The sequence below is a fragment of the Paenibacillus solisilvae genome (assembly GCF_042656405.1).
Classification (GTDB): domain Bacteria; phylum Bacillota; class Bacilli; order Paenibacillales; family Paenibacillaceae; genus Paenibacillus_Z; species Paenibacillus_Z solisilvae.
Map to the genome: position 1 here is coordinate 1 of NZ_JBHSOW010000119.1, position 21,487 is coordinate 21,487.

The 21,487-nt window shown below is 43.7% G+C and carries 19 protein-coding genes; 17 read left to right on the plus strand and 2 right to left on the minus strand.

Features of this window, described 5'->3' with window-relative positions; all coding sequences use genetic code 11:
* Positions 1–243: 243 nt before the first annotated feature.
* The 15 genes from ACFPYJ_RS29740 (at position 244) to ACFPYJ_RS29810 (ending at position 16,968) form a co-directional block, all read left to right on the plus strand.
* Positions 244–1,386, plus strand: coding sequence for a GerAB/ArcD/ProY family transporter (locus ACFPYJ_RS29740; RefSeq protein WP_379191880.1), 1,143 nt, complete (start codon positions 244–246; stop codon positions 1,384–1,386).
* Positions 1,370–2,881 carry a spore germination protein gene (locus ACFPYJ_RS29745; protein WP_379191881.1) on the plus strand — a complete coding sequence of 504 codons (1,512 nt, stop codon included), beginning with the start codon at positions 1,370–1,372 and terminating at the stop codon, positions 2,879–2,881. Before ACFPYJ_RS29740 ends, ACFPYJ_RS29745 begins: the two co-directional genes overlap by 17 nt.
* Entirely contained in the window at positions 2,878–4,044 is a 1,167-nt protein-coding gene (locus ACFPYJ_RS29750) for a Ger(x)C family spore germination protein (RefSeq protein WP_379191882.1), read from the plus strand. The genes ACFPYJ_RS29745 and ACFPYJ_RS29750 overlap by 4 nt, the downstream gene beginning before the upstream one ends.
* Positions 4,045–4,071: 27 nt before the next feature.
* Complete coding sequence (locus ACFPYJ_RS29755; protein ID WP_379191883.1) at positions 4,072–4,302, plus strand: hypothetical protein; 231 nt, start codon at positions 4,072–4,074, stop codon at positions 4,300–4,302.
* 142 nt (positions 4,303–4,444) lie between these two features.
* On the plus strand, positions 4,445–5,947 hold the full coding sequence (locus tag ACFPYJ_RS29760; RefSeq protein ID WP_379191884.1) for a spore germination protein: 1,503 nt from the start codon (positions 4,445–4,447) through the stop codon (positions 5,945–5,947).
* Between the two features lie 20 nt (positions 5,948–5,967).
* Positions 5,968–7,074 carry a GerAB/ArcD/ProY family transporter gene (locus ACFPYJ_RS29765; RefSeq protein ID WP_379191885.1) on the plus strand — a complete coding sequence of 369 codons (1,107 nt, stop codon included), beginning with the start codon at positions 5,968–5,970 and terminating at the stop codon, positions 7,072–7,074.
* Complete coding sequence (locus ACFPYJ_RS29770; protein WP_379191886.1) at positions 7,071–8,204, plus strand: Ger(x)C family spore germination protein; 1,134 nt, start codon at positions 7,071–7,073, stop codon at positions 8,202–8,204. Before ACFPYJ_RS29765 ends, ACFPYJ_RS29770 begins: the two co-directional genes overlap by 4 nt.
* 23 nt (positions 8,205–8,227) lie before the next feature.
* A complete protein-coding gene (locus tag ACFPYJ_RS29775; protein ID WP_379191887.1) occupies positions 8,228–8,440 on the plus strand; it encodes a hypothetical protein in 213 nt (70 codons plus the stop codon).
* A 615-nt stretch (positions 8,441–9,055) separates the two neighbouring features.
* The gene (locus tag ACFPYJ_RS29780) at positions 9,056–9,643 is read left to right on the plus strand and encodes a glycerol-3-phosphate responsive antiterminator (RefSeq protein ID WP_379191888.1); all 588 of its coding nucleotides are present in this window, start codon (positions 9,056–9,058) and stop codon (positions 9,641–9,643) included.
* 13 nt (positions 9,644–9,656) lie between these two features.
* Complete coding sequence (locus tag ACFPYJ_RS29785) at positions 9,657–10,451, plus strand: HAD-IIA family hydrolase (protein WP_379191889.1); 795 nt, start codon at positions 9,657–9,659, stop codon at positions 10,449–10,451.
* Between the two features lie 54 nt (positions 10,452–10,505).
* Positions 10,506–11,462, plus strand: coding sequence for a phosphonate ABC transporter substrate-binding protein (gene phnD, locus ACFPYJ_RS29790; RefSeq protein ID WP_379191890.1), 957 nt, complete (start codon positions 10,506–10,508; stop codon positions 11,460–11,462).
* An 85-nt stretch (positions 11,463–11,547) separates the two neighbouring features.
* Complete coding sequence (gene phnC / locus ACFPYJ_RS29795; RefSeq protein ID WP_379191891.1) at positions 11,548–12,330, plus strand: phosphonate ABC transporter ATP-binding protein; 783 nt, start codon at positions 11,548–11,550, stop codon at positions 12,328–12,330.
* Positions 12,323–13,141, plus strand: coding sequence for a phosphonate ABC transporter, permease protein PhnE (gene phnE / locus ACFPYJ_RS29800; RefSeq protein ID WP_379191892.1), 819 nt, complete (start codon positions 12,323–12,325; stop codon positions 13,139–13,141). Before phnC ends, phnE begins: the two co-directional genes overlap by 8 nt.
* Positions 13,142–13,210: 69 nt before the next feature.
* Complete coding sequence (locus ACFPYJ_RS29805; RefSeq protein WP_379191893.1) at positions 13,211–14,296, plus strand: HupE/UreJ family protein; 1,086 nt, start codon at positions 13,211–13,213, stop codon at positions 14,294–14,296.
* 104 nt (positions 14,297–14,400) lie between these two features.
* Entirely contained in the window at positions 14,401–16,968 is a 2,568-nt protein-coding gene (locus tag ACFPYJ_RS29810) for an outer membrane protein assembly factor BamB family protein (protein WP_379191894.1), read from the plus strand.
* On the opposite strand, the gene ACFPYJ_RS29815 is transcribed toward ACFPYJ_RS29810, so the two are convergent.
* A complete protein-coding gene (locus ACFPYJ_RS29815) occupies positions 16,941–17,255 on the minus strand; it encodes a hypothetical protein (protein ID WP_379191895.1) in 315 nt (104 codons plus the stop codon). The genes ACFPYJ_RS29810 and ACFPYJ_RS29815 overlap by 28 nt on opposite strands.
* A gap of 701 nt (positions 17,256–17,956) precedes the next feature.
* On the opposite strand from ACFPYJ_RS29815, the gene ACFPYJ_RS29820 reads away from it, so the two are divergent.
* A complete protein-coding gene (locus ACFPYJ_RS29820; RefSeq protein WP_379191896.1) occupies positions 17,957–18,676 on the plus strand; it encodes an MBL fold metallo-hydrolase in 720 nt (239 codons plus the stop codon).
* Positions 18,677–18,738: 62 nt separating this feature from the next.
* Here the strand turns inward: ACFPYJ_RS29820 and ACFPYJ_RS29825 are convergent, their stop codons facing one another.
* Positions 18,739–19,125 carry a site-specific integrase gene (locus tag ACFPYJ_RS29825; RefSeq protein WP_379191897.1) on the minus strand — a complete coding sequence of 129 codons (387 nt, stop codon included), beginning with the start codon at positions 19,123–19,125 and terminating at the stop codon, positions 18,739–18,741.
* 1,419 nt (positions 19,126–20,544) lie between these two features.
* Between ACFPYJ_RS29825 and ACFPYJ_RS29830 the strand changes: the two genes are divergently transcribed.
* Positions 20,545–21,414, plus strand: coding sequence for an AraC family transcriptional regulator (locus tag ACFPYJ_RS29830; protein WP_379191898.1), 870 nt, complete (start codon positions 20,545–20,547; stop codon positions 21,412–21,414).
* The last annotated feature ends 73 nt before the right edge of the window (positions 21,415–21,487 follow it).

The window sequence follows — 21,487 nt, forward strand, 5'->3', positions numbered from 1 at the left end:
AGGATACCCTCCCTCGAAGTGGAGGTAAGGTATCCTGTTTATAAGATTTGGACTTTTTCAGTGGCCTCCCAATTAAGGGTAGCCGTTTTCTCGTTTTGGTGACACTGAGAACATGTTCACCAAATAAAGCGATTATACGGCATCTTCCTCTCATTTCACTATCCACATATTTTCTCAAATTTTGCACAAAATAGTTAAAATGAACAGGTTGAATAAAGGGAAACTGGGGGGAGGGACTGACAATTGCTTGAGAAAGGAAAAATCTCCGCGTTTCAAATGGCCTTCTTGATGTTCCCGACCACTGTCTCGACAGGGGTTCTGCTCGTTCCGAGCATCTCGGAACGATTGGCGGGCCGCGATATGTGGATGACTCCGCTGATCGGTTCGATCGCCGGTTATCTCATTGTTTACGTAGCCATTACATTACATAAACTTTACCCTCAAAAAACATTGGTGGAATACAGCGTGCAAATCGTCGGCCTTATACCGGGTAAAATTATCGGGGCGGCCGTCTTGCTGTTTTTTCTGCATATGAATGCCGTCATAGTAAGGCAATACGGCGAATTTCTCGTCGGAAACTTTTTGCCTCAAACGCCCCTGTTGGTGGTGATGGCCAGTATGCTGCTGGTCTGCTCCTATACGATACGCGGGGGTATCGAAGCAATGGCCAGATCCTCCCAGCTCATCGCGCCGTTGGTGCTGGTGCTGATTACAATGCTGTCTCTGCTGCTTTTGCCCGATATGGATTTCCACAAGATGCTGCCTGTCCTGGAAAATGGAATCGTTCCCGTTCTTAAAGGCTCGATTGTTCTGCAAAGCTGGAATAGCGCATTTTTCCTGATCACGTTTGTGCTCCCTTCGTTGAAGGATCCGGAAAAAGCGATGAAATGGGGAATGATCTCGGTATTCTCTGTCATGCTGACTTTACTTCTAGCCTCGTTCGTATGCCTGTTCATGTTTGGAGATAGGACTTCCGAAATGCTTTATCCGTTGATGTCGGCAGCCCGTTATATCAGCTTCGCGGACTTTTTCGAGCATTTGGAAGCCATTGTCATGGCCATATGGGTAATGGGGAACTTTATTCAAATGATCGTGTTTTATTACGGGGTCGTACTCGGTACCGCCCAGCTGCTCAATCTCAAGGATTTTCGGCCTCTCGTTATCCCGGTCAATTTTTTGATTTTGCTCTTGGGTCTCTGGATTTCACCCAATTTGGCTGTATTATCCAAATATCTAGGAACTCTGATTCCTTTCGAAACTTTTTTCATGCGGTTCCTTATTCCAGTGCTCCTGCTCTTCATCGCTTGGATACGACGGAGTAACCGGCGTCAAGGCGGCGCCGAAAGCAGAATGTCAGGAGGGGCAAAAGATGATCCTCACGAATAAATCCGTCTCTCGTCCGCTTTCCGGGAGCTTAAACGAAAACATGAAATACCTTCAGTCTCTTTATGAGGACTGCCCGGATATCATCTTCCGGGAATGGTTCATTTTCGGAACGACGGCCGGTGTACTCATTTACAATGACGGTCTTGCCAACATCGAAGAAATCCATGAAAACGTTCTTGCTCCGCTTATGGAAGAGCTGGATTCCCATCAAACGGACAATCCGGTTGAGACGATGAAGCAAAAAACCCGTGTCGCCCAAATGCAGGAGATACAAGATTTTTGGGATATCATCGAGAGTGTTTCAACCGGGCAGCCCGTCGTTCTGATCGATGGACAAAACAAGGGTCTCTCCCTCGGCTTGGGAAAATGGGAAAAGCGCGGCATGGAAGAGCCGCAGGCTGAAAGCGTAATCCGAGGGTCACGGGAAGGCTTTCTGGAAAGCTTGTCGGATAATACCGCCATGCTTCGCAGAAGAATCAAGAGTCCGTCATTAAAATTCAAGCCTTTCACAATCGGCCGCTTAACCCGGACCCAGGTATGGGTGGCTTATGTAGAAGGCATTGCGAATCCGGATTTGGTCAGGGAAGCTGCCGACCGACTGCGCAGAATCGAAACGGACGATATGCTGGAAAGCGGGAATATCGAAGAGCTGATCAAGGATGACCCTTATTCCCCGTTCCCCCTGCTTCAATCGACGGAACGTCCCGATGTCGTTTCTTCCGCTATACTGGAAGGACGCATCGCGATTTTGACAGAGGGAACTCCCTTTGTGCTGATCGCTCCCACCACCCTTCCTTCCTTGCTGCAGTCGCCTGAAGATTATTATCAAACCTTTATGTTCGGCACGGCCATCCGCTGGCTTCGTTATTTATTCATGAGCATTGCCCTGCTGGGACCATCCGCTTATATTGCCGTCGCTTCCTTTCATCAAGAAATGATACCTTCGGCACTCTTCGTGACCATTGCCAGATCGCGTGAGGATATCCCGTTTCCCGTCGTTGTCGAAGGCCTTATTATGGAGCTCATTTTCGAAGCGATAAGAGAGGCCGGTACAAGGCTGCCCAAACAGACCGGCGCGGCGGTCAGCATCGTGGGCGCTCTCGTCATTGGCGAGGCCGCAACCTCCGCAGGCATCGTATCGTTCCCGATGGTCATGATCGTGGCGCTCTCCGGGATCGCTTCTTTTATGGTGCCGACCTACACCACGGGAATTGCGATTCGAATGCTCCGGTTCCCGATGATGATTCTTTCGGGATTTTTGGGATTGCTCGGTCTAATCCTTGGCATCCTTATGACCTTCGCGCATCTGTGCAAGCTGCGGTCTTTCGGGGTCCCTTATCTGACTCCCGTTGCCCCGATGATTCCGGGCGATCTGAAAGACGTTGCGATCAAGGCTCCTTACTGGATGCACGATGAACATTCTGATACGAAGGAGAATACGTCGAATATGCGTCATGAAGCCGGACACATCGATAAAAGGAGGGAAGATCGATGATTATTCCGTTTCCGTGCCGAAATCTGTTTCTCCTTTCGGTTTGCTGCTGCTTCCTGGTATTGCTTACCGGCTGCTGGGATCGGACCGAGATTAACGATTTGGCGCTCGTTACGGCGGCCGGATTCGACCTGAAGGGTGATAACGATGTTGAATTGTCTATTCAAATATTCATTCCCAAAGGCGGTGGCCAAGGTCAAGTATTGGGAGGCGGCGGCCAAGGGGGCGGCGGCCAGACGATGGTGAAATCGATGACCGGAAAAACCATTTCGGATGCGATGTCGCGGCTCCAGGAGCAGCTTTCCCGCCAAATATTTTGGGGTCACTGCGATGTGTTCATCATCGGGATGAGACAGGCCCGGGACGGAATACCCGACGTCATCGACTTTATCCCGAGAGCTCCGGAGCCCCGGGAACGATCTTATGTTTTTGTCAGCAGCGGAGCCGCGAAAGAGGATTTAAAGGTTATTAACCCGATCGAACGGAGTTCGGCGGAAGCTCTTCGGGAATTGGCCAAGTCGCAGGTGCAAATGAGCATGACCGTGAAGGAGCTTTTGGAATTGTTAGCCAATAAAGATCAGTCCGTTCCCCTCCCCATTATCGAAATACTGAAGTCCGAGGAGGGAGACAAGAAAATGCAGATGAATTCATTAATTAAAGGAACGGCGATTTTTAAAAACGGAAGGTTGGTTGGAAGGGTCAATGACCGGGTGACAAGGGGTGTCTTATGGATACGAAACAAAATAACAAGAGGCGTTTTGACCATTAAACCCAAAGAGTCAAAAGGATTGGCATCCATCAGATTGATTAGGAGCAGAACGAAACTGCAGCCTCTTATCAAGGACGGGAAATGGAGCTTGACGGTCGATGTCGCTATGGAAGGGGAGGTCATTCAAACCACAACAAAGCTGAAAGTCGGGAAAGTACCCGTGATTGCGGAGCTGGAAAAGCAGCTGGCCTCTGATATCAAGTGGTATATCACAACGGCCCTCGAGCAAATCAAAGAGGGAATGAATGCCGACGTATTCGGATTTGACGAAGCTTTTCACCGGAAGTATCCCTCGGAATGGAAAAAAGTGAAAGGACGTTGGGATGAAAAATTGCCGGAGGTGGAAATTAATACGAATATAAAGACGAGCATAGTACGGCCGGGTATGACCAGTTAAAGGTCAACAGAAACGAGGTGAGTCATAATGAAATGGGGAGATTGGGGATTACTAACGTTCCTGATGATCATATTCGCCCTTTATGAGTGGTCCAAAATGGATAAAGGCTTGAAGAAGGAAAGGGCAGCCTATGCTGTGCTGAACGTCACGGTATGGATGCTGTCTCTGCTGCTCGTTCTCTTCCCCAAACTTCCCGGACCCACCCAGCTGGTGGAAGCCGTTCTTAAACCGTTATCCAAGATTCTGGAAACCAAATAAGAGCCACTTTTGGGGGCTTGACCACCTTGAGAACATAAGGCTTTAAGGGGGGGGGTGATAATTACGTATATTTTCAAGAAGAACCGTAGATAATATGGGTTAATTTACAAACTGCAAATTATAATGAAAGGAGACTTAGTAGATGGAGAACGCCTCAGAATCTTGTGAATTGCCTATAAGTGATCAATTAAACAACAATATTAACACTGTTCGAGCTTTATATACAGATTGTTACGATCTTGTTTTACGCTCCGTTAAAGCCATGGGGCATTTAGATGTTTGTTTAATTTATCTGTCAGGCATCTCAAATACAGAAGCCATGAATGAACACGTGCTGACGCCATTAATGACTCGTACGGAAGTCCCTATTGAGTTTTCAATCGTGGATTTATCACAATACCTCCACGTTTCAGAAACAAAGGAGTTATTTACAATGGTCCAGGTTGTTGAGAGTATCTCCAATGGAAATCCGGTACTGTTTCTTGATACACATTCCGTTGCGATTTCTATGAGTTTAGCAGACTTTGAAAAACGACCAATTCAAGAACCCGAGTCGGAACCTATTATCAGGGGACCGCGTGAAGGATTTACGGAAGTATTAGAAACGAATACTTCCATGTTGCGCAGGCGCATCAAAAGTCCCGACTTTAAATTGAAAGCTATGACAATTGGCAAATACTCGGAAACCAAAGTGATTGTTGCGTATGTTAAAGGTCTCGCTAGTGAAGGTTTGATCAAGGAAGTCATCAGCCGTTTGGAGAAAATCGATATTGATGGGATTGTAGCGAGTTATTCTATTATGGAACTGATACAGGACAACAAGTATTCCTTGTTTCCCCAGTTTCTTGAAACGGAGCGGCCGGATAACGTTGCTGCAAACTTGATGGAAGGTCGAGTATGCATTTTAGCCGAGAATACTCCAGTGCAGACTATCGTACCTACCACCTTTTTTGCCCTGCTTTCATCTCCCGAAGACTACTATTTGAATTGGGTTTTCAGTTCACTCATTCGGTTGTTAAGATTATCAGCGATCATTATTTCGTTGTTATTGCCTTCTACCTACATCGCCATTCTTAGCTATCATCAGCAAATGTTACCAACTGCTTTAATGATATCAATTGCTTCTTCCCGTGAACTAGTACCTTTTCCTCCGCTGGTTGAAGTACTGATAATGGAATTCATGTTCGAGCTATTACGTGAGGCTGGGGTAAGGCTACCGAAACAATTTGGTTCCTCCGTTAGCATTGTCGGGGCTTTGGTTATTGGGCAATCAGCAGTATCGGCCGGATTAATATCCGCTCCGATGGTTATGATCGTTGCTCTCACAGGTATCTCGAATTTTGCTGTGCCTCATTACAGCTTTTCAATCTCGTTTCGCGTATTACGCTTTGTTATTATTCTGTGTTCCGGATTTTTGGGGATGCTTGGGATTGTTTATTGTATTATCTTTTTATTAACTCATCTGTGCGCACTTCGCAGTTTTGGAGTCACTTATTTTTCTCCTTTTGATACTCACCAGATGCAACAATGGAAGGATATGCTGCTGCGTGCTCCACTCTGGAAAATGAAAACGCGGCCTCATTTAAACGGGGAGGAGCTTAATCGCAACAAGCAGCCGAACACAAAAGAACAGAAAAATAAATGAACAGATGATGAGGTGTAAATATGCTGGAAAAAGGAAAGATATCAGGCTTACAAATGACATGTATTTTTTACGGTTCCGTAGTGTCCACCTATTGGCTCACAATGCCATCCACAACCGACAAAATTGTAGGACGGGATTCATGGATGACACCGATCTTTTCCTGTTTAATCAGTTATTTAATTGTTTACGTGGTTTATAAGTTAAGCATGCTATATCCCGGTCAAACGCCGATTGAATATATCCCTAGGATAATAGGAAAGTGGCCTGGAAAAATCGTTGGTCTTAGTTTTTTATTGTACTTACTCCATGTCGTATCCGTTACTACCCATGAATTTGTCGATTTAATCAACGCCAAATATTTACCCTTCACTCCTTTCATTATTATTTTGTTGCCTTTAATATTGCTATCCGGTTATATGGTCAGACAAGGAGTCGAAGTTCTCGGCAGATTTTCCTTTATCACTATTTTTTATTGGATTTTTGTATTTATACTTTATGTGTTTCTCACTATTCCTGATATGGATATACATAATCTTTTCCCCGTTATGGAACACGGGTTTACTCCGCAAATAAAAGGGGTTTTACTTAATCACGGTTGGAGTGCGCAAGCCGTTTTTTTATCATTTATGATCCCCTTTTTAAATAAAGGATCCAAAAAATTATTGTGGGGTATAGGAGCCGTCAGCTTTGTAGCTTTTGACTTGGTAGCCGCAATTATTGTCCCAAAGATGATTTACGGTACAATCATGCCTGACATAGCCTACCCGGTTCTTGCGGCTGGGGAGATTATAAAGATTGCTGATTTTTTAGAGCATATTGATTTACTGATTATGGCTGATTGGATCATCTTATATTTTGTGAAAATGTCCTTCTATATTTACATCCTTTCATTAGGAACTGCACAATTGACTAAGCTTCCTGCTTACCGTCCGATTGTATTTCCTATATGCATATTAATTAGCGCTATCAGCCTATTCTCAATAGGGAAATTTAGTGATACCAAGCGTTTTTTAGAATTCGTTTATCCGTATTATGCCATCCTTCCAAATGAAATAATTCCGATATTGCTCTTAATCATTGCATGGGTTCGTACAAAGGGTAAGCGAGGGGAAAACAACTTACCATGAGGAAGCATTGGAAAATAGCAAAACTCTTCGTTGCATTGATTTCGACTTTGTGTTTATGCGGTTGCTGGGATCGTCAGGATATTAACGACAAATCGTTTGTGATTGGGGTCGGCATCGATGGTCACAAGGAAAACATTGAATTGACCGTCGAACTCATTTCTCCGGTGAAACCAGCGGAATCCCTTGGTAGTGCTGGAGGCGGTAAATCGAAGAGTATTGTCTATTCCTCTGTAGGCACGGATCTTTCAGATTGCATGTCAAAATTGCAAGGTAAAATATCGAGGAAACTATTCTGGCAACATAATGGAGTAATTCTTATCGGTAAGAATTTTGCCGAGACAGATATTAAAGCAAGCGTTGATTATTTTGCTCGTAACACAGAATCCCGACTAAGACCAATGGTCGTACTTGCCCAAGGGAAAGCTGGAGATTTCTTTACTAGTCCCACTGAATTGGAAAACACCAGCTCGGAAAAGATTCGTGAACTGCTTACCATTCAGGGTTACAGAAAATATATCTTGAGCTATTTGCTGCAACGAATAAAAGGCGATTCAGATTCATTCGTTTTGCCCATGATCAAACAAACGAAACAAATTACCAAACCGAAAAATTCGATACAACTTAATGGACTAGGTATAATTCAGAATAATCGGTTGATTGGGAGATTGAACCTTGCTGATTCCAGTAATCTTCTTCATTTATTCAATCAGACTCACTTTAACAATCCGTTGATTACACACCTTGAGAAAGAAGGCAGCATTACAATTCAGGTGATGCATTTGAACACAAAAATCCAACCTCGGATCAAGAAAAATCGATGGCAGGCTACAGTGGAGATCGCCTATCAATGTGATATCAAGGAAAATACAACCCGCGAATCTTACGATGAACCCGCGACTGTCTTAATACTAGAGGAAGAAATGAAATTGGAAATGAAACAAAGATTCGAGCGATTGATCAATTCATGGAAGAAAAGGGGGGTCGATATTTTTGGTTTTGCAGAAACGTTTCATAGGGGGTATCCAAAGGAATGGAACCGAATCAAACAGGACTGGAAGGATATTTTCCCAACAGTGGTAGTGGACGTTCAGATAAAATTTGATATCAATCGACCAGGAAATATCTATTGATCAAGGTCGGCGAGGAGGACGAAATGGCGGGTTATGAACTGATAGTGGTTATAATCACACTTTGTTTTTTCACTTTGCTGAGCTGGAAGGAAATAAATAAAAAAAGAAAAGAAAAGGCTGTTATTTTGTTCCTTTTCTTTTTCACTTTAGGTTTATCAATCTTATCATTTATTACAAAAATTCCCGGTCCTACTTATTGGGTTGAATGGATAATAACTGGACATAAACCAAAGTGAAATATAATTGAATCCTAATATATGCTTTACCCGGCATATTTTTGGATTAATACCTGAGTATCCATTTCATTCAATAAATTCTCCGCATAAAGGTGGGTTACCACTTATCGTCCCTTGTGTGATTCGTATAATTATTAAATTTCGCCCTCATCGCGATGGTTGGCAACAATTTGTGCCGCGATATTAAAGACGCCAACACGCTCTTCTTAGGTAACGATCAATCTCGGACAAGGGGGCTTATTCAAGTATAGATTCCCATAGTGATGTTTAATTCTGGTATTATTTAGTATATATTATTGGTAAAAAGATATGAATTGGAATTGTGAATGGTATTTAATAAATAATTTACACAAGGATAATTTCTATTTTACATTAGCTTGATAGAATGAGTTCAACAAGCTTATACCGAGAAGCTAATACCGAGTAAACAAATCTATGGAACTCGGTAAATATATCTTAAATTAATTTAGAATTACTTGGGTACGAGTAAACGAGAAAACCCAAGCATAGTCAGAAGTCCTTTGTATTAAATGTACATACTTATTTTGATTGAGTATGTGCATTTTCGGACTTGGCTATGCTTGGGTTTTATTTTTTGAGAAAGGCGGGGTCCAAATGACAACTATTAACAGTTGGTTAGAAACAAATCCTGTTATTGCAGCTGTAAGAGATGTCAAGCTAATCGAGAAGGCAGTAAGAAGCCCTGTTAAAGTGATTTTTTTAATGACAGGAGATATTTTTACGATCAATCATTGTGTAGAAACAGCACAAGCTCGCGAAAAGATTATATTTCTTCATGTAGATCTAATCAAGGGGATAGCAAGCGATAAGGAAGGAGTCAAATATCTGGCCGAAAAAGTGAAACCAGATGGAATTGTATCGACAAAAAGCCATTTAATTCAGTCAGCAAAAAAAGAAGGACTTTTAGCCGTTAAACACCTGTTCTTACTAGATAGCCATGCTTTTGAAACTGGCATCGGTAATGTTTTAGAACTGAATCCGGACGCTATAGAATTGATGCCCGGATTGATGCCTCGAATAATTAGAGAAACGAGTAAAGCCGTTGCATGTCCCGTCATAGCAGCAGGACTCATCAAGTCTAGTAAGGAAGCGCAAGAAGCACTAAACGCTGGAGCTAAAGCCGTTGCGGTCGGTGCACCAGAACTTTGGACATTAAATTTAACAAGTAACAAAAAAGGATAGTGTGAAATTCCTCATGAAATGGAACATGGAACGTTATACCACTTATATTTTTGATTTGGATGGATGTATTTATTCGGGGAATCGTGTTTATCCCGGTGCCAGAAAAGTTCTTACTACCTTGATAGAGACAGGAAGGCATGTCTTTTTTCTTAGCAATAATTCTACGGAAGCGTCACAAACCATTCGTAATAAATTGATCGATATGGATTTACCAGTTGAAAATATACCCATTCTAGTGGCAACTGAACTCATTGGTCCGTATTTAGCAGAAAAATATGGTGCAGCACGAGTTTATTCCATTGGGTCAATGGAATTGGAAAAATCACTGAGAAGATCAGGGCATCAGGTGCTTCCTCTTGGATGCGGGGAACAATGCGATTTTGTTGTCGTGGGACGCGACACATCCTTTACTTATCAAAAATTATATGACTGTGTACGCTGCCTTACAAATGGGGCGAGGCTGATAGCTGCCAATCTCGATTTTTACCATCCGGGTGAGGACGGGGTCAGGGTACCGGAAACCGGTTCACTCATCGCTGCCATTCAAGCGGTTACTGGCATCAATCATGTGGAGTCAGTTGGAAAACCTTTCTCTTACCCTTTTATCGAAATCATTCAACAAAAAGATCTCAATCCGGAAAATTGTTTGATGGTTGGTGATAACCCATATACGGATGTGAAGGGAGGATATTCTGCTGGTATGCATACAGCTTGGATTTCCCATGGAAATTCGTTCCCAATTGAACTTGGTTTTCAACCGAATCTTACGTTGAGCTGCATTGGAGAATTTTTGGAGGTATTTGACTGAAAATTGGGATTATTTCGAAATTATAAACAACCAGATGAAAGAGGAGAAACTCAAATGAATACTTTGTCTCGCAAATGGCTGTCCTTAATGCTTATTGTTAGCACGATATTGGCTTTGTTTACTGGTTGTGCCGCCAAAACAAGTGAAGCGAATAATAGTAAATCGAATGAACAAGCGGTGGAGAATAAACAAGAAGCAGTGGAAGCGACGAAGATCGAAAAATTGAGGATAGGACTTATTCCGGCAGAAAGTAATGAAGAAATTATCACACAGTTTAAGCCGACACTCGATTACCTTGCGAAAGAATTGGATGTTGAAATCGAACCGTTTGTAGCCATGGACTACACAGCTGTTGTTGAAGCGATGAGAAGCGGACATGTTGATGCTGCCTTTCTAGGACCATTCGCTTACATTTTGGCTGCCGACAAGGCCAATGCAGAAGCGTTTGCCGTAGGTGTGCGTGAGGATGGAAATTCAAGCTATAATACTCTGTTTTTGACCCATAAGGATACCGGCATTAAAACTTTAAACGATCTCAAAGGAAAAAACATCTCGTTTGTCGATCCTGCATCAGCATCCGGCAATCTATTCCCGCGTGCTTATCTTATGAAAAATAATATTGACCCTAATAAGGATTTTAAAAGTGCGACTTATGCAGGAGGACATGACGCTGCCATCTTGGCCGCCAAGAATAAGAAGGTGGACGCGGCGGTAAGCAACGATATCACATTTGAAAAAATGGTGAAAGAAGGCCTTGTTACTAAAGAGGAAATGGTTATCATCTCCAAAACCGACCCTATTCCCGGGCCTCCGATTGCCGTTAGGAAAGATTTGGACGCTGATTTTAAAGAGAAATTGAAACAGGCGTTCTTGAAGATGCATGAGAAATCGCCTCAAGCTTTGGGGGGATATGGGAAAATTATTCGATATGATGAAGCCACCGATACCGATTACAATGTGGTTCGGGAAACAGCAAAATTACTCAACCTAGACCCTGCTCAAGTCAAATAATAAGCAGCTATGATCTTTCATAAAAAATTTGCAACGGGGAGAGATTGATCTCCCTGTTGTCCATAAAGGTGATCAAATGATCCAAATGACGGATGTATCCAAGAATTTTGGTCAAGAAAAAGTATTGAATCAGATAAACCTTACTATTTCTGACAATGAACTTGTGGTTCTATTAGGACCAAGCGGTGCTGGGAAATCTACACTGTTACGCTGTATTAATGGTTTGGAAAGAGTAAGCGCAGGTAGTGTCAGTGTGGACGGAAAGCAAGTGACTACAAATAAAAAAGAATTGCGTCTTCTTCGCAAAAATATAGGAATGATTTTTCAACAATTTCATTTGGTCAAACGAATGTCTGTGCTCGATAACGTATTATGCGGTCGGTTGGCCTACACTGGAACATTATCTTCTATTTTCAAGCGGTTTGAACGACGAGATTATGAACTAACCCTTCATTATCTCGAAAAAGTGGGATTAGTAGACAAAAGGAATGCTCGTGCTGATGAACTAAGTGGCGGGCAGCAGCAACGTGTTGCCATTGCTAGATCACTGGTACAGGAACCAAAATTGCTGCTTGCTGATGAACCGGTAGCTAGCCTTGATCCAAAAACAGCAAACTCCATTCTGGAGCTGCTATCACTCATAAAAAACGAAGAAAAATTAACGGTTGTGATTACCTTACACCAGATGGACCTTGCTAAAAAATATGGAAAACGAATTGTGGGTTTAAACAATGGACAAATTGTTGCAGATATGGCGGCAGATCTTATTTCCATTGACGAATTGTATCAACTTTATGAAGATCAAGCTCTGATATCACAAAAACAATTTTCGATGTCTGATCAAGAAAAGGTGGCTATCCATGCTTGATGCACAGCAACGGAAATTAGTAGTCGAGGATATGAAACCTAGATGGTTTGATTTGAGAAAACAGTGGAAATTCTGGATTATTTTATTCAGTCTCTCCTTGGTATATGTATGGAGTGGGAAAGGAACCGGGATCAGTCTGCCCGCATTGATCGAGGGAATTCCTCATATGAAGGATTTTTTATCCCGTGCTCTTCCGCCTGATTTATCTATCTTAGGCAGACTCATTGCCCCGACTATTGAAACCATTCAAATTGCTTTGATCGGAACTACTTTGGCTGTTATATTATCTATCCTCTTGGGAATCGGCGCTGCTCGTAACATGTCACCGCACCCGGTCATTTATTCTATATGCCGAATGATTCTTAACTTTTTACGCGCTACATCTGAACTGATCTTTGCATTGATTTTTGTTTCTGCTGTGGGATTAGGACCTTTTCCGGGTGTTCTTGCGATTGGCCTTCACTCCGCAGGCATGCTGGGCAAATTTTATGCCGAAGCTATCGAAAATGTAAGTAAAGGTGAAATAGAAGCCCTTCAGGCCGCAGGAGCTAACAAATGGCAGGTTTTACGATTCGCGGTTTGGCCCCAGATTTTGCCCGATTTTGTAACGGTTAATTTATATCGATGGGAATACAATATCCGTTCGGCAACCGTATTAGGTCTCGTAGGCGCTGGAGGAATCGGTTTTGAATTGATGACCACGATGCGCTTATTCCGTTATGAAGAAACAGCCACAGTGATATTAATCATTCTTGTTACAGTCACTTTAATTGATAGTATATCCACTCGTATTCGAAGAAAAGTAATGTAGGATTTTAATAGCTAAAGCTGTGTGGTTGAATGAGTAATGCTTCCAATTCGATTCAACGGGGGTTGCATAATGAGGATAACGAAACTAGTAGGCTGGATGTTATTGATTATGTGCCTTGGCTTAGCGATATCGCCCGTTCAAGCCTGGGCTCACACGGATAACAGCGAAGGCTTTTCCAGAATAACGGCGGATTCAGGCAAGCTGCATTATGAGCTTTTATTGGATTATTTCGAATTCGGACGCGTAGTGGATTTGGAGGTTCCTCCAAACGCATCTCAAACGGTAATGAGCGGAAAAGTCGAGGCTAGCCGACGGCAGATCCAAGATTATGTCAATTCGAATCTTCACGTCTATATCGACGGGATACGGGTAGCAGGCCAAGTGGTACAAACCAGTGTTGAACAAAAGCTGAATCGTTATTATGCCCGTATGGTTCTGGATTTTCCAATCGATGAGGGTGCCCAAGCTTTGGAAATTCATTACGGTCTTTTCTTTGAAGATAACGACCCGATGCACCGGAATATTGCAACCTACGAATGGAAAGAGAAAGAAGGGCAGGTTGTATTTAATAGCGGCGAACAGGATTTCCACAGCGGGAAAAGCTCCTTATTCAATCAGGTCCTGCGTTTTATTGAACTCGGCTTCCACCATATTATGATCGGATATGACCATATACTGTTTGTCATAGCGCTGGTTTTGGGCTCTCGTAAAATAAAGGATGTCTTCAAGATTATTACGGTGTTTACCTTGGCACACAGTGTGACGCTGGGGCTTACCGCCTTCCATCTTGTATCAATACCTCCCGAAATTGTAGAGCCGTTAATTGCCTTAAGCATTGCCTTTGTCGCCCTGGAAAGCGTGATGGGGCTGAATTCAAAGCTCAGAATTTTGGTTGTTTTCGCCTTTGGACTTATCCATGGCATCGGTTTTGCAGGTGCATTGGAATTAACCAGCGCATGGACCTGGAGCGCGCTGTTGTCGCTTGCGTCCTTTAATATCGGAGTGGAATGCGGACAAGCCCTGATTATTTTCCTGCTGTTTCCGCTGCTGATCTTCGTCCGCAGATTCCAATGGTCCGGATGGCTGCAGGGTTCGGCTACCGCCGGAATTCTCGGTTTCGGTTTATGGTGGTACTTCGAACGTATGCTGGGCTAAATCTATAATTTTTGGAAGGGGTGATGCGACTGAAAAAAAGGATCATCTGTTACCGGCTATAAGATGAGATCAAACAAAACGAAGGAAGCAGGAGGAATTTCACAATGAAATTATTGAAGAAAACTTTCGAGAGCAATAAGAAACAATTTCGGACCATTGCCGTCGTTACCATGACCGGATTGGCTTTGGCGGTTATGATCAAACCGGTTCTCGCGGAAAATACAAATGCTGTAGTCAGCGGAATCGTTTTTGTGGATAAAAACGGAAACGGCAAGCAAGACACGAATGAGATAGGCCTTAAAGGAATCAGCGTTTCCGATGGAAGAACGATCGTCCATACGGATGACAACGGAAAATATACATTTACGGTGGATACAGAAAGACGCTTGACGGACATCGTATTCGTCACGACGCCGAGCGGATACAGCGTAACTTCGAATGAGTATAAGGTACCGCAATTTTATCAAACTTTGGGCAATCTCCAACCGGGCGAGCAGCGCGAACAAAATTTCGCCCTGTTGAAGACTCCGGAATCGGCCAAGGAGAACTTTACCTTTGCCGGCGTGGCGGATGTCCATGTGCAAGCGGGATCTACGAACAACCGGGAGCGTTTTACAGGTCAGCTGGCGGAGATTAACCGGTTAACCGCAGAGCCTTCCTTTATCGTTGTTAGTGGAGACTTAACGAATCAGGCTACCGACGCGGAATATGCCGATTATATGGCAAGTACGGCGACTTCCAAGGTACCGGTTTACCCAGCAGTGGGCAATCACGACTTTAAATCCGGTGCAAACTACGCAGAGCGGATTGACCGTTACCGCAGTTATTTGGGACCGGAATGGTATTCGTATGATTACGGCAACAAGCATTTTATCACGCTGGAAAATACGAATGGCATGAGCGAGCCAGATCAATTGGAATGGTTAAAAGCGGATCTGGAGCAAAATGCTAAAAGAAAAGAAGTAGTTGTCATTGTTCATAAGCCTTTAAATACACCGCAGACCCCAACCCCGGCGGATAACACCAAACAATATATCGACCTGCTGAGCCAATATAATACGCGTATGGTGCTTATGGGTCATACCCACGTGAACGATGTCGACACGGATACGATCCCTACGGCGAAGCACGTGACCACCAACTCCAGCGCTTATACAATCGACCAGACGCCAAACGGCTTCCGGGTGATCAACTTTAAAGGCAATAATGTAGAGAATCCTTTTAAAATGTATGGTGTCGAGGAGAGCCTGACGATCGTCAATCCGGCTCCGGGAAGTGAAGTTCCGCAAGGCTCCGTGCAACTTCAGATCAATGCTTACAATACGTCGAGCAGCGTGATTTCCGCCCAATACCGGATCGACGGCGGGGCATGGAAGAAGCTTTCCCAAAGCAATGAAATGACCTGGACCGACAAGTGGGATTCCAGAAAAACGAAGCTCGGACAGCATACCGTTGAGGTCCGCGTTAACGACGACGGCAACAAAACATGGTCCAAAAGCAGCACCTTCAATGTAGTGAAAGCGTCTCAAGCGGTTGTGCCTCAAGGTGGAGCGAACTGGCCGATGTTCCACGGTAACGCCCAACACACGGGTAAAGCTTTGGATGAACTTTCCCCCAATCTGAAATTGGCGTGGAGCCATTTGACCCCAGGAACGATTCTGACCTCTTCTCCTGCTATTGTTGATGGCAGCGTTTATGTCGGAACTAGAGACGAGAACGGTTCAAAGAATAACAGCGTCATTGCTGTTGATTTAAAAACCGGAAAAGAAAAATGGATATTCAAGACCAATGCGCAAGTACAAGCTTCTCCTGCCGTTGTTGATGGCATTGTATACGCTTCTTCAATTCGCGGTAGCTTGTATGCAATCGATTCGAGAACGGGCAAACAGCTTTGGGTAAAAACGGTAGGCAAAGGTGAAGTTCAACAAGCTTGGATGTACTATTCTCCTACGGTAGCTGATGGAACGGTTTACCAGGCTTACAGCACCGGTAACGGCGGCCAGCTCATGGCGCTGAACGCACGCACGGGTGAAGTGCTCTGGACGAGCAAGCTAGCCGGAGGCTGGATTACCGAATCATCCCCTGTCGTGGAAGCGGGCAAAGTGTATGTAGGTGCCGACGGCGGTTATATTATCGCACTTGACGCCAAAACGGGCCTAGAATTGTGGCGTAAGAAACCAGCAGGCGGCTGGATGCATTCGATGCCTGCAGTAGCGGACGGCATGGTTTATATGGGTTACGGTGGCGGCTTGCTGGTTGCCCTCGACGCGCAAACCGGCGATGAGAAATGGCGTTATACCAGCGAGAACAGCGATTCGGCAACCTATATTGCCGGCAAAACGACCGGTTCCTCCCCAGCTGTAACGGACGGAATCGTCTACATGGGCTTCCCTGACGGATACGTTGCGGCGCTTGACGCCAAAACGGGTACGAAGGTTTGGAGCACCCTGACCAAAGGTGGCATCATTTCCTCGGCTGCAGTCACTGGAAACTCGGTGTACATCGGTTCCAACGACGGCTTCCTGCATGCATTTGACAAAACAACAGGACTAACTCAGTGGTCCTATGAAATCGGTGCGTGGGTGGCTTCTTCTCCGGCAATCTCCGGAAATACGCTGGTCATCGGAGCTTTTGATGGTAACCTTTACGGCTTCACGGAAACAAACAAGTAAAATCTCATTTCTTTAACGAGCAGGGCCTTTGGATCCCGTTTATCATTGCGTGGGAAGAAGGCCTTGTTTTTTATGCAGGAGACAGCGATTTCCTTGGAACACAGATCTTTAATCGCTGATACGTACAGCCACGTATCTTCAATAGCTAACTGCGTGATGTCTGTTACCCACTTTTGGTTCGGGGCTTCAACGTTGAAATCGCGTTTCAATAGATTCTCAGCCACATGAGGGTCTGAGCCATCTCCTTGCGGCTTTGATTTGCTTTTACGACGGATGATCGATTTCAAGCCCATTTCCTGCCGCTTTTAACCGTTTAAGAAAATGTTAGTAGCCACTGTGGGACAATTGCAGAAACTGGCACAATTGGCTTACGGTGTATTTACGTTGGTCGACGAGCCTCCTGATCTGAATCATGAATTAATGTTTAAATGCTTGAACCCTTTAATCGCCATAAAAAAATACACCCCAGAAATTCATCGGAATAACCAAGGGGTTTTTCCAATTTCTATTCTAAGGGGTGCACTTCACCTGGCATCCAGAGGTTTTTTATGCTTCAACATGATCTGAAGCAGAAATCCACAACGGGAAATGCTCCCGCCAGCCATGACGGCCAGGCGGAGATGTTCATAATCGAACTGGGGGTTACAAGGGACCTATTCAATATGTTTATACGTTGACAATCGATGACCGCCTGTAATATCTAAGCGGATTTATGAAATAAGACCTTGATAATGGGAGCACATCGGGATTCAAGGTTGGCTCTCTTTCTATTTTATTGATTGCACAAACTAAAAAAACATCCGATGAATGATATGAATATACTTAATATTAAAAGTGTATTGATTGTATATTTTACCGATGTTAGTATAAGTAACATATGATGACGGGAATAACGTGTGTTTTTAGAGAGGAAGTCCTGTCTATGCTGAATCATATGAATCGCCAGGCTTGAAAAGTTTTTGCCGATCGAACCTAAGGAGGATTACTTATGCAGCTAATGAATCGAATTTATCAAGTGTGTGGACAGCCCTACGGCATTCATCCTAATGCATACGCGGTTTTGGGGGATAATGCTGTCGTTCTCATCGATTCGGGCACGAATTCGTCCGAACTGCAGATGATCCAGCAGAATTTGTCTTTATGGGGATTATCCGATTACCCCGTCAGCCAACTTTTACTGACCCATTCTCATTTCGACCACAGCGGAAATGCGCATGCCTTCAGTGCAAAAGGAGCTGAAATTACAGCCGGCTTCGTGGATGCCGAGGGGATCGAACTCGCTGACGAAAGAACAATCCCCTATTGTTACGAAGACACATTCGTCCCCTGCCAAGTCAATCGAAAAGTGAAGGATAATGATGTAATCCGGGTTGCCGGATTGGAATTTGAGGTTCTGCATGTCCCGGGCCACTCAACGGGGTCGGTGGCATATAAGTTAATCATGGATGGAAAAACAGTTTTGTTCACAGGGGATACTATAATGGCCGGACTCAACGGAGAAGCCAAATTAGGAGCTTCCATTGCCGTTGACTACAATCCTGAGCTTTACCTGAACTCGCTTAAACGATTGGCCTCTGTTAATGCGGATGCCGTTCTGGCTGGACATTTTCAGCCCTGTTTGCATAATGCATCCTGGTTGCTCAAAAGCGGTTATCGCACAGGTCTCATCGAGCTTCGAAACCCATACGCCTCGAACGCTTCGAGCTAATGTTAAATTGATTGGCACTTTCTAGTATATGTAGTCGCTCGGCAAGACATTGGTGAAGTAGTTCAATCAAGAAGGACGGTAAAGGGATATAACGCCATTTCCGTCCCTTGCCCAAGATAGCCAGTTGGCCGGATTGAGTCTGGAAATCCGTCATTGGCCGGGTTGACTTCGATCCGCTCGAATTCAATCATGACCTTGAAGAACAGGCTGATCGCCGAAAGAGATCGATTTCGCGCACGATCACCAGATCCGGCTTTCCGGCCTCGGGTAAGATGGGCCATTTCGTCGATCTTCCGCAGTGTGCCGTTAGGCTTATCCGGGTTATTGCTTAAAAATGTCCGAACATCATCGTGCATGTAACTGGTCTGGGTATCCTGCGAATAGCCGCGGTCTTTAAGCCAAATCAGAAATATCTCCAGCTCCTCCTCATGCAACTCCTCAACGTTCATTGATGTTACCCCTGCCCAATGACACAGCCGTTCGTGCTGCTTTCACCGATATTATCAAAAGATGATAGCCATTAAAACGTCAAACTACTAATATCCCATATTTTCGCAGAATGAGTGGAAAATCGTTAATCGAGGATCAGCCGCAATTGTGAATGGTAGTCATGTGAGTTTGCGACTTCGCGTAGAATTCAATCGAATCGGTTTGTGAAATAAGTTATTGACGTCCGTAAATTGTGTTTGTATCATGTAAGAATACTTAACATATTTAATTAAATCTCATAAAAGATTCGATGGTGAAATGTTCTAATGCACTTATCAAATCTTGATTTATTTCTATCAATAGAAAGAAAACGATTACTTTATATTCCCTCTCAATATTTAACCCTTTATAATTGTCTCCTTAACATGTATATAACGTCATTATGTTATATAATTTTTTCCGAAATAAGGGGGTAATCATCTACATGTCTAATAAAATTAGAATTTTCAGACTTTAGTTTCCTCTCAATCTTTATGAAAAATCATCATGAAATGGAACATTTTTTCCCTGAAACGAGGAGATCGCATAAGGAGAAATAAAGGCCCTCCATTTGTGTCATGTTGGACGCGGCATCTCCAGGTTGTATAAGTATGACAGGTAGTACATACAACTGCAGCAGCCAATGCCCGCTCTGCCGTCCTCCAAATTGACATTTCTCTACAAACTAGCGAAACGAGTGAATTCATTTATCTGCCAGAGGACTTGTTCCGGTTTCAGGTAAGAAGCAGCCGCATCCAGAGACAATGTGAACTGGCTGCGCTGCCGGTTTATTATGGGCGGACACCCCGGCGTTAAACAGTCTGCCGGGGTGCTCGATCTGTACGTCCAGGCGATGGCCCTGGAATAATGATAACACCACAATTGTACTTGTGACCGTCGACGTGCTTTTTGTCAGCAACCAGCACCATCCCCGGCATCAGGCAGACAACAGCAAAGGAGACCGGCCTGCAAGAAGAACATATTTATATTTTCGCTACCCATACGCATTCCGGCCCGCTTACGACGGACCTGTTCGGCTAATCCGACGAAAGCGACTATGTATCGTGGATGGAGGAGCAAATTAGCGTAGTGATCGTGCAAGCCGTCCAGCAGACAAGCATGCTGCTTCCGTATATCGGAAGTCTTCGGTAGAGGCTGAGGATTCCGGCAAAACAAGGTGAAATTTTAGACACAGCTAAGCGATTTTTGGAAAAGCAAATGGTGATCCGGGCCAACAGAAGCAGTTGAAGGAGCTGCGCGAAGTCGAAGAGGAAAATCTGACCATTTACGCTGTAATCGTTTATGAATTGGAATTTCACATGCTTACTGGATAATTGACAAAATATTTGCTGTTAGTGAGCAGATTGGATAAAGCAAACTACGGCAACGGGGGTAGGATCATGAAATTTGATACGACTAGCATTATTTGTGTTTCTCGCTGCAACTATAAATACGAACCTCATGTTGAGAATCATTGCCATAATTTTCATCATATTCTCTATATTACGGATGGAAGCGGTTCTATGATCGTGGATGGCAAGCACAATAGTGTGATCGAAAATGATATTTTTCTATATCAACCGGGAGTTTATCATGAAATCATTTCGAATCTATCTGACCCGATGAAAGCGATCGAATTGAAGTTTATTACGCATGATCCCTCATTAATCAATGATCTCAAACAACTGCCGATCCGAGTGAGTAATGCAAGTACACATATTAAGAGAATGTTCAATAGTCTAGTGGAAGAAGCGTTAGGCAAAAAAATGTATTTCAAGGAAAGTATTACAGTGAAGACGATCGAACTGCTTCTGCAGCTTTTGCGTTCGTACAGTGTTTCCACTCACAGCCGCGGCGAACAGAACATCAAGCTTGTTTTCAAAGAGAACGAAATCCGCAATGAAATGGCAAATAATCTGCTGAAATATATTCATAAGCATTTTACACAAAAAATTACATTAGAAGATCTTTCCGTCGAGTTCAATATAAACAAAGAGTATCTGTGTCGGGTGTTCAGCAAAGTATTCGGCATTTCACCGATTCAATATGTCATTAATTTGCGGATTGAAAAAGCTAAAGAGCTGCTCACCGACTCCGAATTAAGCGTAACTGAAATTTCGGAGGTAGTTGGCTTTAACAGCATCCATTATTTGAGCAGATACTTCTCGAATAAAGAAGGAATTACACCTATCGATTTTCGGCAGCGTTCCAAAGATGACGTCAATATCGATATCGAAGAGAAATATAAAATAGTAAATTTCAGAATCTAAATATAAAGTCAATATCGTGTAAAAACACTTTAACTTTCTTCAAAGCCTTCCATATAAAAGAGGTGTAACTTAG